Raw genomic sequence first — 17,121 nt, forward strand, 5'->3', positions numbered from 1 at the left:
AAGAAGGGATCAAACAGTTTGTAGGAAAAGAGTTTGCCAATCATACGATCATTAATCAAGTCTACAAGTCAAGTAGCAATGAATTGGTCTTGACAGTTGTTGGAGATCCGATTTCAGAAGAAGAATTAGAAACCATTCGCCAAAAACAAGACTCTTACGGTATTCAATCTGTTCAATTGAAAGTCAATCAAGTCCATAATTCGACAAAATTAGATAGTGAGACGACCAAGGAATTTTACGAAAACATTGACAAGTATATCGATCAAAAACTCTCTGAAAAAGATTCACAAAACGATCTCGTAAAAGAAAATGAAGCAGACAAGGATTGAGGATAGTCAACTTATCTAACTCATGGGAGCAAATCTTGGGAGGATATCCTATATCCAAAAGTTCATGGATAGAAAGGATTGTTGATGAGGATACTATTTGTGGCGATTTGACCGATCACTACTAGCTCAGGTTAAACAAAATAGAAAAAGCAACAACTGAAATAGTTGTTGCTTTTTCTTACTAAAAAATATTTATCAGACTGTGATCGTTTTATTTCTCAACACGAGATTTATTTGCAATATCTGCAAGAATCAATTCTACAAATGTATCTACCGGCATGGCTTCTGTTTCTTTTTGACCATAACGGCGAACGTTTACAGCCTGCTCTTCCATTTCCTTGTCACCAACGATTAATTGGTAAGGAATTTTTTGAGTTTGAGAAGCACGAATCTTGAACTGCATTTTCTCATTGCGTTCGTCTACATCGGCACGGACACCACGGTCACGAAGTTTCTTAGCTACTTCCCAAGCGTAGTCCACGTGTTTTTCGTTCGATACTGGGATGAGAGTTACTTGGTGAGGGGCAAGCCAGGTTGGGAAAGCTCCCTTGTAGTTTTCAATCAAGATCGCAGTAAAGCGTTCCATGGTTGAGATAACCCCACGGTGGATCATGACTGGACGGTGTTCTTCCCCGTCTGCTCCAATGTAATGAAGATCAAAGCGTTCTGGAAGCAAGAAGTCCAATTGGATCGTAGAAAGAGTTTCTTCTTTACCAAGAGCTGTTTTCACTTGGATATCCAATTTTGGTCCGTAGAAGGCTGCTTCTCCTTCAGCTTCATAGTACTCAACACCCATATCATCAACGGCTGCTTTCAACATGCGTTGAGCATTTTCCCACATTTCATCGTTATCAAAGTATTTGTGTTTGTCTTCAGGATCACGGTAAGACAAGCGGAAACGATAATCTGTCAAGTTAAAGTCTTCATAAACATCGATGATCAATTGAAGGATCTTCTTGAATTCTTCCTCGATTTGTTCTGGAGCCACAAAAGTATGACCATCATTCAGAGACATTTCACGCACACGTTGCAAACCAGTCAGAGCACCAGATTTTTCATAACGGTGCATCATACCAATTTCAGCGATACGGATAGGCAATTCACGGTAAGAATGCACATGGTGTTTGTAGACTTCAATGTGGTGAGGGCAGTTCATTGGACGAAGAACAAACTCTTCTCCATCCCCCATATCCATTGGTGGGAACATGTCTTCACGGTAGTGATCCCAGTGACCTGAAGTTTTATAAAGTTCTACAGAAGCAATTGGTGGAGTGTAGACGTGTTGGTAGCCTGCTGCTACTTCTTTATCAACGATGTAGCGTTCCAATTCACGACGGATGGTCGCACCATTTGGCAACCAGAATGGAAGACCTTGACCAACTTCTTGAGAAATCATAAAGAGATCCAATTCTTTACCAAGCTTACGGTGGTCACGTTCTTTAGCTTCTTCACGCATTTGGAGATAGTTCTTCAAGTCTTTCTTGTCAAACCAAGCGGTACCATAGATCCGTTGCATCATCGCGTTGTCGCTATTACCACGCCAGTATGCACCAGCAACATTAAGAAGGTGGAAGATTTGGATGCGACCAGTTGATGGGACGTGTGGGCCACGGCAAAGGTCAACGTATTCACCTTGACGGTAGATGGTCAAACCACCCTCATCTTCTGAGTGTTCTTCGATCAATTCCAACTTGTAGGGGTCATTTTTGAAGATTTCACGCGCTTCATCTTTAGTCACTTCCTCACGAATAGATGGGAAGTTTTCTTTCACGATTTTCTTCATTTCTTCTTCGATACGAGGAAGGTCTTCGTTAGAGATTTGACCAGCTTGGTTGTCTGTATCGTAGTAGAAACCATCTTCGATGGCTGGACCGACACCCAAGTGGATATCTGGGAAGAGGCGACGAGCTGCTTGAGCGAACAAGTGAGCCGCTGAGTGACGCAAGATTGGAAGAGCATCTTCGTGATCAGGTGTCACGATTTCAATGCTTCCGTCTTCAGTGATAGCACGAGTTGTGTCAATCAATTTGCCATTGAATTTACCAGCAAGAGCTTTTTTAGCTAGGGAATTGCTGATAGATTGGGCAATTTCAAAAGTAGTAACGCCAGATTCGAATTCACGAACAGCGCCATCTGGGAAAGTAATCTTAATCATGATTTTCTCCTTATAAAGTTTTTAGTAGCTAAATGGGTGGGAGGTGTCTTTGAACATTGGAATCGTCACTCCTTTTGATGTCTTCATTAAGAAATCAAAAAAGCGACCTCCTCGAAAGGACGTCGCAACGTGGTTCCACCTTCATTTATGTTCCTCAAAAAAGAGGGACACCTCTGATTGGCTCTAACGTAGCCACCGTTTTATGTTTGCATAAAAGAATCACGAGTAGTCCCAAACCTATCCTCTACGCGATTTCCAGCCCCACGCGCTCTCTATCAGATTTCCTAGATTTGATATGTCTCTGTCAGTTATTATAGCACGATTGAAAAATTTTGCAAGAAAAAGTTTCATTTTCAATCAAAGAAATGCGTGATTTTACGGATTTTCTTCACCTGTTTGACCGAAGCCTTCATCATCTTCACAGATCCATTGACCGGAAGAGCAATCACCTTGGTCGGGATTTTCACAATGGTCTTAGACATCCGCTTGACCCGACTTTGCTCAGGATTCAAATCATTTGAAAAGTCTTTAGAGATGATTTTATCCAGGTAAAATTCATAGACCCGACGGCCAAAGGTGGCTGCAGAAATATCATCAATCTTTTCTGCCCACTTGGTCTCATCGATTGCAGGCATCTCGTCAATCGCTTCAAGAATCGCTTGTGCCAGATCGCTCTCTTCATAAAAGAGCTTTCCAAACATAGGGTCATCAATCACATGATCGAGATAAGGATTGCCATGAGCGATGATCGGGGTACCACTTGCAATACTCTCTAAATAAGTCAACCCTTGCGTCTCACTCGTTGAAGCTGAAATAAAGAAGTCAGCCGCTTTATAGTAGAGAGCTGTCTCATTTGGTGGGATCATCCCTGTAAAGACAACCGCATCTGAAATCCCCAGTTTCGCCGCTTGTTTTTTCAAATCATCCAAATAAGGACCATCTCCAGCCACGATCAACTTAACTTTTGGATTGACCTTGAGGACATCTGGAAGGGCCGCAATAACAGCCTGAATATTCTTTTCATAAGAAACCCGCGACAGGCTCAATAAAAGCGTTTCATCTTCTGCGACTTCATATTTTTCACGAAGAGCAGCTGTCTCTGTCGGAGTGATTTCCGGTCGGTCAAACTTGGCCAAATCAATCCCTGTCGGAATAATGCGTTTTTCTGCCTTGACCTTGTACTTTTGGAGCAAGTCATAGACGATCTCACTAGGACAGATCACGCCATCCAGATCGTTCATATAACTTCTCACAATGTATTTGACCATACTTGGGCGAATGACCATACCTCTGGCAATATAGCGGACATAGTCCTCATACTGGGTATGGTAGGTATGAATGACTGGAATCCGCAACTCGCGTCCAATCCACACTCCCAAAAGGCCCAGTGAAAACTCAGTCTGGGTATGGATAATATCCAGCTGGTATTGCTTGGCAATGGCAAGCGCCTTTGAGAATCCACGATATGCAACGCGGCGGTCCTTAAAGGCGAAGAAAGGCACACTTGGAATCCGAATGATCTGCCAATCTTCATAGCGGTTGACATCTTTATCCGTTGTCGTAAAGATAAAGACCGTGTGACCCAATTTTTCTAATTCTGTTTTGAGCGTCCGAATACTGGTCGCTACTCCCGAAACTTGCGGGAAATAGGTATCTGTAAATAACCCTACACGCATCTTACATCTCCAAAACTGTTTGATAGGCTTCGACCAATTGATAAGCCACTAAGTCGATCGAACGACTTTCAGCGACCTTGTAGCCCGCCTCCCGCTTGTCTACTTGACCGTTCAAGACCTTGTTCAAGGAATCCACAAATTCGTCTACATTATGGCACAATTCAGAAGACGTCTCGTCGATCCAGCCATTGTATACTGGAATATCCCGCAAGACCGTGTGCTGATGACTGGCCAAGGCTTCCAAAACAACGATTCCTTCTGTTTCTTCATAAGATGGGAAGAAGAAAGCATCTGAACCCGTCATGGCCCCTTGGAAGACCGCTCCCTTGAAGTAGCCAGGGAATTCCACATTACTCGGATGATCCTTTTCCACGATACGACGAATCTTACGCGGAATGATCCATTTGTTGATAGAACCTAGCCAAATAAAGCGCACATCCGGCATGCGACGGGCCACTTCTACGAAATCTTCAATCCCTTTGCGTTTAAAATAAAGCCCTGCACAGATGACAACCTTTTGGCCTTCTTGGATATTAAAATGCTTGCGAAAGACTTCTTCTTTTTTCGGATCCTTCTCATATTTTTCCAAATCAATCCCATTGGAGACCGCAATAATCGGTGTGGTCACCCCATAAGACTGAATCAGGTGTTTGGAATACTCAGATGGTGTGATCACATAGTCTGCCTTTTGGTACATGTGAGCCAAATACTTCCCAAACAAGGGCGCAAAAAAGTTAGACCCGATAAAGGAATTTTCAAAATCCTCACGGGTTGAATGGCCATGCATGATGACTTTCTTTCCACGACGCTTTGCTGCATGGAGCAAAAGGAAACTCCGTGGGCCATAGGTATTGATATGCACCACATCATAATCTCCTAAAATATCTGTCGTATACGGAATCCCAGCCAAATCAAGCGCATGCATTTGATGCTGCAAGGCTCGACCAATTCCTGATTTTTGTAAGACGGATTTTCCTTCTAAATACAGTAAAACTTTCATACCTTCTATTATACCGAAATAAAGAGTGCCCAGCAAGTCTCTACCTGTTTGCAGTATAAAAAAGAGGCTAGAACAGTTCTGTTCGAAATTTAAAATTCTATTTTATTTATATACGATAAACAAAATCCAATTGCGATTCTGTTTTTCCTCAATTTTTGAAAAACCAATACTTGTTAGTAACTGACTAAATTCATGACTTGTACGATAATCTGTCATATGATAATGTATTTTTTCTTTTTCAGAAGCAATTATCAAAGTAGAATTGCTGGACAGGACTCTATAAACTTCTTGAAAACTCTTTTTTATATCCTTCCAAAAAATATGGGTCTGAATAGCAAATATTCTATCAAAATAGTTATTTTGATAAGGCATATTCTCCACATTTCCAATCTTAAGTTGGACACTACCTTTTCTTATGGAATCTGAATGAACACGTTGGGCAGTTCTATATGATTCCTTAGAAATATCAATACCATGAATCTCAAGATTTTTATTTAAAGCAAGAAGGTTCTTGATAGTACTCCCGCCACCGTAACCAATTTCTAAAATTCTATAATTATCTGAAATAGTAGTCTGTTTAATCGCCCAAAGACTAAGTTTTTTAAAATAGAATGACCATATTTTTGTGATGACTCTACCAATAAGACCACTAGGTTTTTGAGACTGCTTAATAAGAAATTCAGTTAACATTAAATATCTTCCCTCAATTATTATAAGTTTGAAATATCATTAATTATATTTCAAACTTAATTGTATTGTAAATATCAGATATCGTCAAGAATTAATGAAATAATCTGAGATAAATTTCAAAGTTGTGCTATAATTGATATCAAATGGAGTGTTCAAATGAATCAATATCAAAAAACAACAGAAAAAAAGAAGCAAGCTATTATTCAGTCTGCTCTTTCTTTATTTAAAGAAAAAGGGTTTAAAGAAACAAGTATACAATCAATTGCAAAAGTCGCAGAAGTTTCTCCTGTGTCAATCTACAATTACTTTGATAAGAAAGATAATTTAGTAGCTTTATGTATTAATGAATTGTTTAAAGACATCATACAAGAAGCTGAAAACATTCTACTCAGTAATATAGATTATAAATCAAAATTAAATCAAGCCTTAGCTTTATGTCAGAAAAAAATAAGCCAACAGATTTCTAACTACTTTCAAGAAAAAACGTTAGAGGATCCTACTTTTACGAAACTTATGACAAAAGCGATAGATGAGAAAAAGCGTGAAATATATCGTGCATATATTGAGCTAGGTAAAAATGAAAATATAATTGCTAAAGATTTGTCAACAGAGGTTATTTTAAACGTCATGAGTGCTCTCAATAGCACAGGAAATCATCTATCTCCAAATAAAAACATAGAAGACGAAACAAAACAAATTCATCATATTTTGTTGTATGGTATTTTAACAAACTCTAGAACGATTTAATTGTAACTTACACATCAATATTTGAACCAACACTCATTCAATTTCACTTCATCATTACTTATGATTAATGACACATATAAAAAGAGGCTAGAACAGTTCTGTTCTAGCCTCTTAGACTAGTAGACACGTCTTCCCATGTCGAGACTCTAGTCTACTAATCCTTATTTTTTGGTCGTTCCACGTTGGTTGATCGTATGAGACAACAGTACTTCGCGTTCTTCCAACTCTTCTTTGTGCATGATCTTGGTCAACATGCGCATACTGATCGCACCAAGGTCATACAAAGGTTGGCCAATCGTTGATAGATTTGGACGCGTATAACGAGTTACTTGTGAATCATCACTGGTGATAATTTCAAAGTCTTCTGGTACCTTGATCCCCTTATCAGACAAGCCGTTCAAGAGACCTGCAGCCAATTCATCCCCTGTTACAAAGGCAGCTGTTGCTTTGGATGCAATGATGCGTTCTGCCAAGTTATAACCTTCATCGTACCGGTACTTGGATTCAAACACAAGTCCTTCGCTATAGCTCAATTTTTTCACTTTCAAAGCTTCTTTGTAGCCTGTCAAACGAATTTTTCCATTGATATCATCCACCAATGGGCCACTTACAAAAGCAATTCTCTTGTTGTGTTTTGCCAACTGTGTAACAGCATCAACGGTTGCTTGCTTGTAGTCGATATTGACACTTGGTAATTGGTGTTCAACATCCACTGTCCCAGCAAGGACAACTGGCGTCCGAGAGCGTGAAAATTCTGAGCGAATCTTTTCAGTCAAGTGATAACCCATGAAAATGATCCCATCCACTTGTTTTGAAAAGAGGTTGTTTACCACTGAAACTTCTTTGTCATCGTCTTCATCACTATTTGCAAGAACAATATTGTACTTGTACATTTCAGCAATGTCATCGATCCCCTTAGCCAATGTAGAGAAATAGCTATTCGTGATGTTTGGAATCACAACACCGACTGTTGTTGTTTTCTTGCTAGCAAGACCACGCGCAACAGCATTTGGACGGTAATCCAAGCGTTCGATCACTTCTAAAACTTTTTTACGTGTATTTTCTTTAACGTTTTTATTCCCATTTACTACACGACTAACGGTTGCCATTGAAACCCCTGCTTCACGGGCGACATCATAAATTGTTACTGTATCGTCTGTATTCATAAGATTTCCTTTCATTGTTGAAAATTTCGTTTTCACTCTCTAATTAATCCTATTTTATCACTTATTGTAAACACTTTCAAGCATTTTGGTAAAATTTTGTAAACTCTTGCTTTTTTGGGGAAAATTTGACAAAATAGATCCATAGAAAGAAGGTAGCATTATGTCTAAATTAGATCAAATCGTCGATTTTCTTGAAACTGAAAAAACAGATGTCGCTGTTGTATCCGATCCTGTCACCATCAATTACCTGACTGGATTTTACAGTGATCCCCACGAACGTCAACTCTTCTTGTTCGTCTACACTGACCACGAACCACTTCTCTTCGTTCCTGCACTTGAAGTGGAACGGGCGACTGTAGTTGTCGATTTCCAAGTGGTTGGCTATGTGGATTCTGAAAACCCTTGGGAAAAGATTAAAGGGGCTATCGCAAAACCAGATGCTAAAACCGTTGCACTTGAATATGATAACTTGATCCTGACCAAATACAATGGCTTGCGTACTGTCTTTGAAAAGGCTCAATTCACCAACTTGACACCACGGATTAACCGGATGCGCTTGATCAAATCTGCTGATGAGATCCAAAAAATGTTGGTGGCTGGTCAATATGCAGATAAGGCTGTCAATATGGGATTCGACGCCATCTCACTAGATAAAACTGAAACTGATATCGTAGCAGAAATCGACTTTGGTATCAAACGCTTAGGTTATGAAATGAGCTTTGAAACCATGGTCTTGACTGGAAACAATGCAGCTAACCCACACGGAATTCCTGGAAGCAACAAAGTCGAAAACGATGCTCTCTTGCTCTTTGACCTTGGCTGTATGGTGAATGGTTATGCGTCAGATATGACTCGTACTGTTGCTGTTGGAAAACCTGATGATTTCAAAAAAGAAATCTACCACTTGACTTTAGAAGCTCAACAAGCAGCCATTGACATGATCAAACCAGGTGTAACAGCACATGACGTAGACCGTGCTGCACGGAGCGTCATCGAAAAAGCTGGCTATGGTGAATACTTCAACCACCGCCTCGGACACGGGATCGGAATGGACGTGCATGAATTCCCTTCTATTATGGAAGGAAATGACATGGTACTTGAAGAAGGCATGTGCTTCTCAGTTGAACCAGGAATCTATATTCCAGGTAAAGTCGGTGTCCGTATCGAAGATTGTGGGTATGTCACAAAAGACGGATTTGGACTCTTCACAGAAACCAGCAAAGACTTACTTTACTTTGACTAATCCTTTTGTAGGTCCAAGTCGCACCATACAGAATGTTTCGTTAATAATGATAAAAAATGAGGCTGGGACAAAAGTCCTAGCCTCTCAATTGTTTTTGAATTGTCGAGCAAGACGCAGTGGTTGAGTGGGCTCACTACGCTGATTTCTTCAGCTTTTACAGCCCTACTCAACTGTGCGGAGGAGGGACGACGAAATCGAATTCTAACGAATTACCGATTTCTGTCCCACTCTCTTTTTTCTTATGAAACCGATTCGAGATTCATTCTTTTCTGCGTATCTTCCACGACGTCTTTTAAAGTGGTTTGGGACATTTCTTTTTCCATAGCAGTCTGAATGTCCTCAAGCTTTCCATCTAAAACATTATGGATATTGTGGCCAATTGGGCAGGCTGGATTCGGATTGTCATGAAAACCAAATAATTGACCTGTCGAACCTAAGCATTCTACTGCTTGATAGATATCCAGCAGGCTGATCTCATCGGCTGCTTTTGCAAGCTCAGCTCCGCCTGTCCCACGCGCTACATGAATCAATCCAGCTTTCTTCAACTGAGACAAGGTCTTTCGAATAATAACAGGGTTCACGCCGACACTTCCTGCCAAAAAATCACTGGTTACTTTTGTTTTCTCTCCTTGTAGAGCAATCATGATCAAGACATGAGTCCCAATGGTAAAACGACTCGAAATTTGCATAACTTCACTCCTTTCTACCCGTTTTTGAAGGTAGAGTCTATTGAACAACCGTCAAGGGACGACTTTCGTTATTCCTATTATACTCTTTTCAGTTGTAATGTCAACAGTTACACTATTGGAAGAAGTCCTCTAACCAAGCATCGATTTCTCGATCATGACCTTCTCTCTGCTCAATCTCATGAAGAAGCTCATGATTGTGGGTATGATGAATGCCATTGACCAAACTTTCATAATACACTTGGTAATAAGGAAGATGGAGGTCTTTTGCAAGTTTCAGTTCTTTTTGGACATCATAGTCCACCCGTCTAAAATCTACATCTTTTAACCCCATTTGATCAAATTCAAGAATAGCATACATGGCCCGAAGGTCCTTGCGAAGATTCTTTTCCAAAAAGAAAGGTTGACCGATTGAGCCAGGATTGATAATCAGTTCTCCTCCTGTCCCGTAGCGGAAAAACTGCTGGTGAATGTGTCCGTAGACTGCAATATCACAAGACGGGTTTGTCACCAAGCGATCAAAATTCTTCTGCTCACCAATGTGGATCAATTCGCGCCCCCAATTCTTATCAGGTAAGTGGTGGGTAATGCCGATCTTTAAACCTGCGATTTCTCTATGGACCTGCATGGGCATTTTCTGCATGTCTTCAATTTCCTGGGGCGTGATTTCTTCAAGAATATATTGACACTGGCGCATGAGGTAGCGATGACTTGGTCTGGTCTCATCCAACATCCCCCTCATGGCCCGCCAAAGACTATCTTCCCAGTTTCCAAGGACTTTAACCGTAATCGGTAACTCCTCTAACATCTCCAAGAGGGCCCGTCTCCCTGTCCCAGGCATCAAACTATCTCCCAAGAGCCAATATTCATCCACCTTGGCTTTTCGACTATCCCCTAGAACAGCTTCCAATGCTGTCGTATTTCCATGAATATCTGAAAGTAAAGCAATTTTAGTCATGATCTTCTCCTTCTCTCCATTATAACAAAGAGAAGAAAAACTTCCACCCAAAGGTGAAAGTTTTATGAACATTCCATGCTACTAGAAATGAAAACTCAGGCTAGAGGGCCTGTCGCTATCAGCTACAGGCTTTGTATCTTAGTCTACTGATTTGAGGGCTTCGAGCATGTCTACTTTTCGGAGATAATGGTCAACATAAATTCCTAACAGGATCAAGAGAAGGATCATTCCTCCGACAGGAAAGAGAAAAACTCCAAGTCCCACTTTAGGGTAAAAGAGAATGGCATCTGGTGCAATCATGACAATGAGGAATTGGTGAAGATAATAACCACCCACTAATCCCAAAAGGATCCCTATGATAGACAATAAGATAGTTTCGCGGTAAATATAGAGCGTCACTTCCTTATTATGGAATCCTAAGACCTTAATGGTCGATAATTCCCGGATCCGCTCCGCCACATTGATATTGGTTAAATTATACAAGATCACGATGGCTAGCAAGATCGATACGACTACTAGAATCATCATAGTGGTGTCCAAGGATTTGGCAACTGAATTAAAGAGGGAAATCATCGAAGCATTCTGACGAACCGCCTTCACAGCTGCAAGTGCCATCATATCCCGACTAATAGCCTGCACTTGTCGTGTAGAAGGATTTTTCAACTGCACCAAATAGCTATTTGCTGAAGTCCGCTTTCCGTAGATCTTTTGGTAACTTGCCTGATCCATATAGACAAAATGGCCGACATAATTTTCAGTGATCCCTGCTACCTTAAAAGTATGGCCATCTAAGGTCAGTCGATCACCGACTGTAACCTGGGCTAGTTGTGCTAGCTTACTACTGATGATGACCCCTTTCTTGAGAGACAAGGACTCTTCCTGCTTGAGAGAACGCAGGCTGACAAAGGGAGAAAAATCTGTACGATCCGTTACCATCATCGTAATGGTCTGCTTGTCGCGTCCACCCTTTAAAGATGCTTCGATGACCTTACTATAGATCGGTCGATAATCTTTGATATCTGATTTTTCCAGACGATTGGTTAATTCCTTGCTTTCTTGGCTTGATGCATTGGTTTTTTGGGCTACAATCAACTCATATGATAGGATCTCTTGAAATTGGCGTTTGGGAACCCCTCCTACAGAAGATTGAATCCCTAGCCCTGCGAAGAGAAGAGCAACAGAACCTGCCACTCCAAATATGGTCATCAGCATCCGCTGTTTGTAACGAAAGAGATTACGAGCAGTGACCTTGTGGGTGAAACTCAGACGCTTCCAAATAAAATGGAGACGCTCCAGGAAAATCTTCGAACCAGATACCGGTGGTTTGGGCAGTAATAAAAGATTGGCTTCTTCTTTTAATTCCTTACGCGAAACCCAGTAAGCCGGAAGCACACTCGCAACGAAAGACAGTCCGAGCGCAATCAGAGTCATATCTCCATAAAAATACTCTCTGCTCTCTCCAATCACCATCCCTTGCGTAATAATGTTGGAAATGATCCCCGATAGGAAATAATGGCCCAGCAAGGTTCCTAGAAGGGTACCGATCGTCCCTGCAAAGAATCCATAGAGGACAAATTTGAGAATGATGTCCCTGGTACGATAGCCCAGTGCCTTAAATATACCTGCATTGGTCCGCTCTTCATCGACAAAGCGGGTCATCGTGGTAAAGGTCACCATGGTTGCTACCAGATAAAGAACAACCGGAAAAATATTTCCGACAGCGGAAATACTACTACTAGCATTGCTATACATCAAGTAACCTTGTCCACCTGGCATGGTCTTGCGGTCATAGACATGATAAGTTGGAATTTCCAGCTGATCTCGCTCCCTTTGAGCTTTTTTCAGCTCCTCCTCTTTTTTTGCGAGCTCCGTTTCACCTGCAGTCCAGTCCTTCTTTTTCTGATCCAGTTGTTCTTTGGCTTGATGGAGCTTTTCTTGACTGGCTACTTGCTCTTTAGCTGGCAGAAATGGAGCTAATTTCTTGAACTGGGCCTCCTGCAAGTCTAATTGTTTTTGAGCCTGATCGATCTGATTTTTAGCTGACTGGAGGGTTTCCTTGGCACGACTGAGTTCTTTCTGGCCTTTTTGAATCTGCCCATCCGCCTCCTGCTTGAGTCTTTGATAGCGGGCCTTTCCATTGTCTTTCAGAAGTTTTTCTAACTCTTCTTGATGAGCTTTGAGCCCTTTTTGGTAGACTTGCGAAAAAGAATCTAAAGACTTCAGATCATCAAACTGGATCCGCGCCATCGCGGGAAGTTTAGTCGTAAAGACCTCTTTTGAAACTAGTGCATAGGCATCTAGATTTCCACTACCACTCATGGCAGTGCCTAAATTCTTTTGAGACCACATCTCAGAGGATTGAACAAAACCAACAATGGTGAATTGCTTTCGCTTTAAACTAGAGCGCGTTCCAGCTTTTTCTTCAAGTGTGAGGGTATCCCCTATCTGATAGCGATCCTCCCAAAAACTTGCTAGGGCCAGTTCCCCTTCTTTTTTGGGCAGGCGCCCCTTGGTCACACGAAAGGAAGAAAGACTTTTTGGGACAGAAAAAAGTCGAATTGCCTTTCCTGTTCCTTTCACTGTCAAATCCAGCAGTGAACCAAATTCGACACGCGCCCCTTTGACTCCTAAAAGCTCCTCTTGGTCTGCCTGGTCTAATCCCAAGTCCCCCATGACAGCAAGATCTAGCATATTTTGTTGCTGAATAAACTGGTTAGCCGTTCGGTGCATATTTGGAGTAGTCACCTTTAAGCCAACCAAGGCCAAGCTTCCCAACAACATCAAGGTTAAGATGGAGAGAAAACGTCCTTTTGAATGTGTAAAGGAAGCAAATAGATCCTTCCAATAGACTTTTCGTTTCATGCTACCACCTCTTCTAATATTCTAGTGTAGCAATATCTTGAGGAAGCTCATTGATTTCTACCGACTTGACCTTGGCATCATGCATGCGAATCACACGGTCTGCAATCGGAGCTAGGGCACCATTATGGGTTACGATGATGACCGTCGCTCCCTTTTTTCGAGACATATCCTGTAAAATCCCCAATACTTGCTTACCCGTCTGGTAATCCAAGGCTCCCGTCGGCTCATCACAAAGGAGGATTTTAGGATTTTTCGCCACTGCCCGAGCGATCGCCACCCGTTGTTGCTCGCCGCCTGACAATTGAGCAGGAAAATTATGAAGACGATTGCCAAGTCCTACTTCTCTTAAAACAGCCTCCGGATCTAGAGCATCAGAGACAATTTCTGAAGCCAACTCAACATTCTCCTTAGCTGTCAAATTAGGGACCAAATTATAAAATTGAAAGACAAAACCAACATCATTTCGTCGATAATTGGTTCGTTGATGGGCATTGAGCTTTGCAATATCCACCCCATCAATCAGAACCTGACCCTCGTCATTGGTGTCCATCCCTCCTAAGATATTGAGAACCGTTGATTTTCCAGCACCTGAAGCCCCTAAAATAATGACCAACTCGCCTTTTTCAATCTCAAAGGAAACATCCCGGTTAGCGAAAATCTCTGTCTCTCCACTCGTATAGTGCTTGTAACAGTGCTGCATTTCGATGTAGGCCATTTCCTCTCCTCCCTCCTACTTCCTATCTATATTATAGTCCTTTTCTGATAGATTACAAAGAAATCGAGGTAGTAGAAAACAAGGTTATCCTAAATTATCATGAACTTTTATAAATTTTATGCTATAATTAGAGACAAATTTGATTTATTCTTAGAAAGAAGGCTCATTGTGAGTTTACAACAGTTTGAAAGGAAATCACTTCAAGAAATCAACCAATCTATTGACGTGCCAAAAGGGATCCCTTTTTGGAAGACCCTTCTGCTCTTTTCAGGACCAGGAAGTCTAGTAGCTGTCGGCTATATGGATCCGGGAAACTGGATTACTAGTGTCGTCGGAGGGGCCCAATACCGCTACCTCCTCCTATCAGTGGTTCTTCTCTCGTCTTTAATCGCCATGCAGTTGCAACAAATGGCTGGTAAACTAGGGATTGTCCATCGTAAGGATCTGGCCCAAACAACCGCCCATCATTTGCCAAAATGGCTTCGCTATACTCTTTGGATTGTGATCGAGCTTGCCTTGATGGCGACAGATTTAGCAGAAGTCATCGGATCAGGGATTGCCCTCCACCTTCTTTTTGGCTGGCCCTTGCTCTTTTCTATCCTGATCACTATCTTTGATGTCTTCCTATTACTAGGACTCATGCATCTAGGATTTCGAAAGATCGAGGCCATCGTATCAACCTTGATCCTCACGATCCTTGCAATTTTTGGCTATCTGGTATTCCTATCGAAACCAGATATCGGAGGAATCTTCGCTGGCTTCCTCCCTCAAAAAGAGGTGCTAGGAATTGGACTTCCAAAAGGAAATGAAGCCTTAACCTTGGCGCTTGGAATCATCGGGGCAACAGTAATGCCCCACAACCTCTATCTCCACTCTTCCATTTCGCAAACGCGAAAGGTGGACTACAAAGATCCAGCAGATATCAAACGGGCAGTGCGCTTTATGACCTGGGATTCAAATATTGAATTGAGTTTGGCCTTCGTCGTCAACTCCCTCCTCTTGATTCTTGGAGCAGCCCTCTTCTTTGGTCACGGAGATAAGATCGGTGCTTTCTCTAGCATGTATAATGCCCTCAAAGATAATCATATTGCCGGCGCTATCGCTAGTCCCTTCTTGTCTACCCTCTTTGCCATCGCTTTGTTAGCCAGTGGTCAAAATTCAACCATTACTGGGACCCTAACCGGTCAAATCGTTATGGAAGGTTTCTTGAGATTCCGCTTACCACAATGGGTCGTTCGTCTCATGACTCGGATCATTGCCCTTCTTCCTGTCATCATCGTTGCGATCTTATTTGGAGATCAGGAACATGTCCTTGATGACCTTCTGGTTTATTCTCAAGTCTTCCTATCAGCGGCTCTTCCATTCTCCATCTTCCCTCTGGTTTATTTCACCTCCAACAAGGAAATCATGGGAGAACATGTCAATGCGAAATGGAATACCTTCTTAGGCTATCTCGTTGCGATTGTCTTAACCATCTTAAATTTCAATTTGATCGTGACAACTTTTATCAAATAAAGAGAGAGTGGGACAGAAATCGGTAATTCGTTAGAATTCGATTTCATCGTCCCACATCCGCACAGTTGAGTAGGGCTGTAAAAGCTGATGAAATCAGCGTATTAGAGCCCACTCAACCACTGCATCTTGCTCGACATCCAAAAACAATTGAGAGGCTAGGACTTTTGTCCCAGCCCCTTTTTATTTATTACACTCCCTTTTCCATCTTGCTCCTCCATTTCCTAAAAATTTCCTGACCATTTTTTTAGGAGGGAATTATTTTAAATCACTAATTATTGTGAGATTTTCACAAAATCTTGTCAGTGCCCGTCATTCATAAATTTGTAAAATTTTTGCACATTTTTCGTTATCTGTACAAAAATGAGAATTATTGTCTAATTTATATTTTTGGAGTATAATGCTATTTGTTAGTGTCGTGAAATTATTTAACCTATAAATTATTTCAATATCAAATAAATAGAAACAGATTGATACAACTACAGAAAGGAACATATGGTACGCCAAAGACAAACAACAACCAAGTCAGACTTACGAAATGCGCTCTCAAAACTCCTCTTGCAACAACCTTTTGAAAGCATCACTATTCGACAATTAACCGAAACCGCTGGGATTAACCGCGGGACCTTCTACTTGCACTATGTCGATAAATACGACATGTTTGAGCAAATGAAAATGGACATGATGCAAGAATTGGATAGCCTCTTCGTTGAAGGAAGCCCTGTCAAGGTAAACTTTCTCAATGTGTTGACCGCTATTAAAGACAATTATGATTTTATTTATGCCTTGTCCCAATCCTGCTGCTCAGACTTCCGTAAACTAGTAAGAAGTTTTACCCTCCATGCACTGGATGATACTCCCCATGCGAAAGAACACATCATTTCAGACTTTCAAGTTCCATACAAGTATGGGCTAGAAATTTTCATCGCTACCATCGAATCTGTGATTGTGACCTGGTTAGAATCCGGTGCCAAGGAAGAGCCAATCGAAATCGGGACGATCATTCTCAGCGTCTGCGACTTTGCTAGCTGGAACTAAATTCCCCAACCTTTTCCTACCTTTATGGAGAAGGTTTTTCTTTTTGGCAAATGAACAACATATAGATCACCTTGTTCAACTTGTTTGTAGAAAGCAAAAAAGCAGGATCCTAACATCCTGCTTTTAGAATGTAGACAAATTACTTTAAAGTAAAATAAGTTAAGCGATTTTGCAAAAAAAATAAAAATGAGTTCCAATTTTTAAATCGATTCAAGAAAATACCGAAACTTTCCGCTGTGAGAAAAGTGCCTGAAACAATAACGTTTCAGGCACTCGGGAGTTTTGAGACCCTAGGCTCAAAACTAAGTCTTGGAACTTCGAAGAAGTTCGCTGACGTCCGTACT

General features: G+C 41.3%; 13 protein-coding genes and 1 pseudogene. 5 read left to right on the forward strand and 9 right to left on the reverse strand.

Features of this window, described 5'->3' with window-relative positions:
* Nucleotides 1-329, forward strand: a pseudogene (locus HMPREF3002_RS04830) (TIGR00341 family protein); the annotation flags it as partial.
* 211 nt (nt 330-540) lie between these two features.
* Here the strand turns inward: HMPREF3002_RS04830 and thrS are convergent.
* From thrS to HMPREF3002_RS04850, 4 genes are all read right to left on the reverse strand, one after another.
* Nucleotides 541-2,484, reverse strand: a complete 1,944-nt coding sequence (gene thrS / locus HMPREF3002_RS04835) for a threonine--tRNA ligase (protein ID WP_049490942.1) — start codon at nt 2,482-2,484, stop codon at nt 541-543.
* Nucleotides 2,485-2,837: 353 nt separating this feature from the next.
* Entirely contained in the window at nt 2,838-4,160 is a 1,323-nt protein-coding gene (locus HMPREF3002_RS04840) for a glycosyltransferase family 4 protein (RefSeq protein WP_049485662.1), read from the reverse strand.
* A gap of 1 nt (nt 4,161) precedes the next feature.
* Nucleotides 4,162-5,160, reverse strand: a complete 999-nt coding sequence (locus HMPREF3002_RS04845; RefSeq protein ID WP_049490940.1) for an LTA glycolipid anchor biosynthesis glycosyltransferase, IagA/BgsA family — start codon at nt 5,158-5,160, stop codon at nt 4,162-4,164.
* Between the two features lie 102 nt (nt 5,161-5,262).
* On the reverse strand, nt 5,263-5,850 hold the full coding sequence (locus HMPREF3002_RS04850) for a class I SAM-dependent methyltransferase (protein ID WP_049490939.1): 588 nt from the start codon (nt 5,848-5,850) through the stop codon (nt 5,263-5,265).
* Nucleotides 5,851-6,006: 156 nt separating this feature from the next.
* Between HMPREF3002_RS04850 and HMPREF3002_RS04855 the strand changes: the two genes are divergently transcribed.
* Nucleotides 6,007-6,597, forward strand: coding sequence for a TetR/AcrR family transcriptional regulator (locus HMPREF3002_RS04855; RefSeq protein WP_024055141.1), 591 nt, complete (start codon nt 6,007-6,009; stop codon nt 6,595-6,597).
* A gap of 161 nt (nt 6,598-6,758) precedes the next feature.
* Here the strand turns inward: HMPREF3002_RS04855 and ccpA are convergent, their stop codons facing one another.
* The gene (gene ccpA / locus HMPREF3002_RS04860) at nt 6,759-7,763 is read right to left on the reverse strand and encodes a catabolite control protein A (RefSeq protein WP_049490938.1); all 1,005 of its coding nucleotides are present in this window, start codon (nt 7,761-7,763) and stop codon (nt 6,759-6,761) included.
* Between the two features lie 160 nt (nt 7,764-7,923).
* Here ccpA and HMPREF3002_RS04865 point away from each other — a divergent pair, with 160 nt between their 5' ends.
* The gene (locus HMPREF3002_RS04865) at nt 7,924-9,006 is read left to right on the forward strand and encodes a M24 family metallopeptidase (RefSeq protein ID WP_070665435.1); all 1,083 of its coding nucleotides are present in this window, start codon (nt 7,924-7,926) and stop codon (nt 9,004-9,006) included.
* 239 nt (nt 9,007-9,245) lie between these two features.
* Here HMPREF3002_RS04865 and HMPREF3002_RS04870 read toward each other — a convergent pair whose 3' ends face one another.
* From HMPREF3002_RS04870 to HMPREF3002_RS04885, 4 genes are all read right to left on the reverse strand, one after another.
* Complete coding sequence (locus HMPREF3002_RS04870) at nt 9,246-9,695, reverse strand: Rrf2 family transcriptional regulator (protein WP_023918737.1); 450 nt, start codon at nt 9,693-9,695, stop codon at nt 9,246-9,248.
* A gap of 112 nt (nt 9,696-9,807) precedes the next feature.
* Nucleotides 9,808-10,650, reverse strand: coding sequence for a metallophosphoesterase family protein (locus HMPREF3002_RS04875; RefSeq protein ID WP_049490855.1), 843 nt, complete (start codon nt 10,648-10,650; stop codon nt 9,808-9,810).
* A 138-nt stretch (nt 10,651-10,788) separates the two neighbouring features.
* Complete coding sequence (locus HMPREF3002_RS04880) at nt 10,789-13,512, reverse strand: ABC transporter permease (protein WP_070665436.1); 2,724 nt, start codon at nt 13,510-13,512, stop codon at nt 10,789-10,791.
* A gap of 13 nt (nt 13,513-13,525) precedes the next feature.
* The gene (locus HMPREF3002_RS04885) at nt 13,526-14,227 is read right to left on the reverse strand and encodes an ABC transporter ATP-binding protein (protein WP_070665437.1); all 702 of its coding nucleotides are present in this window, start codon (nt 14,225-14,227) and stop codon (nt 13,526-13,528) included.
* Nucleotides 14,228-14,395: 168 nt separating this feature from the next.
* Between HMPREF3002_RS04885 and HMPREF3002_RS04890 the strand changes: the two genes are divergently transcribed.
* Both HMPREF3002_RS04890 and HMPREF3002_RS04895 read left to right on the forward strand, forming a co-directional pair.
* Entirely contained in the window at nt 14,396-15,742 is a 1,347-nt protein-coding gene (locus tag HMPREF3002_RS04890; protein WP_003013089.1) for an Nramp family divalent metal transporter, read from the forward strand.
* A gap of 492 nt (nt 15,743-16,234) precedes the next feature.
* Entirely contained in the window at nt 16,235-16,777 is a 543-nt protein-coding gene (locus HMPREF3002_RS04895) for a TetR/AcrR family transcriptional regulator (RefSeq protein WP_061590753.1), read from the forward strand.
* Nucleotides 16,778-17,121: the final 344 nt, after the last annotated feature.

The organism is Streptococcus sp. HMSC065E03 (assembly GCF_001815045.1).
GTDB lineage: Bacteria > Bacillota > Bacilli > Lactobacillales > Streptococcaceae > Streptococcus > Streptococcus parasanguinis_AD.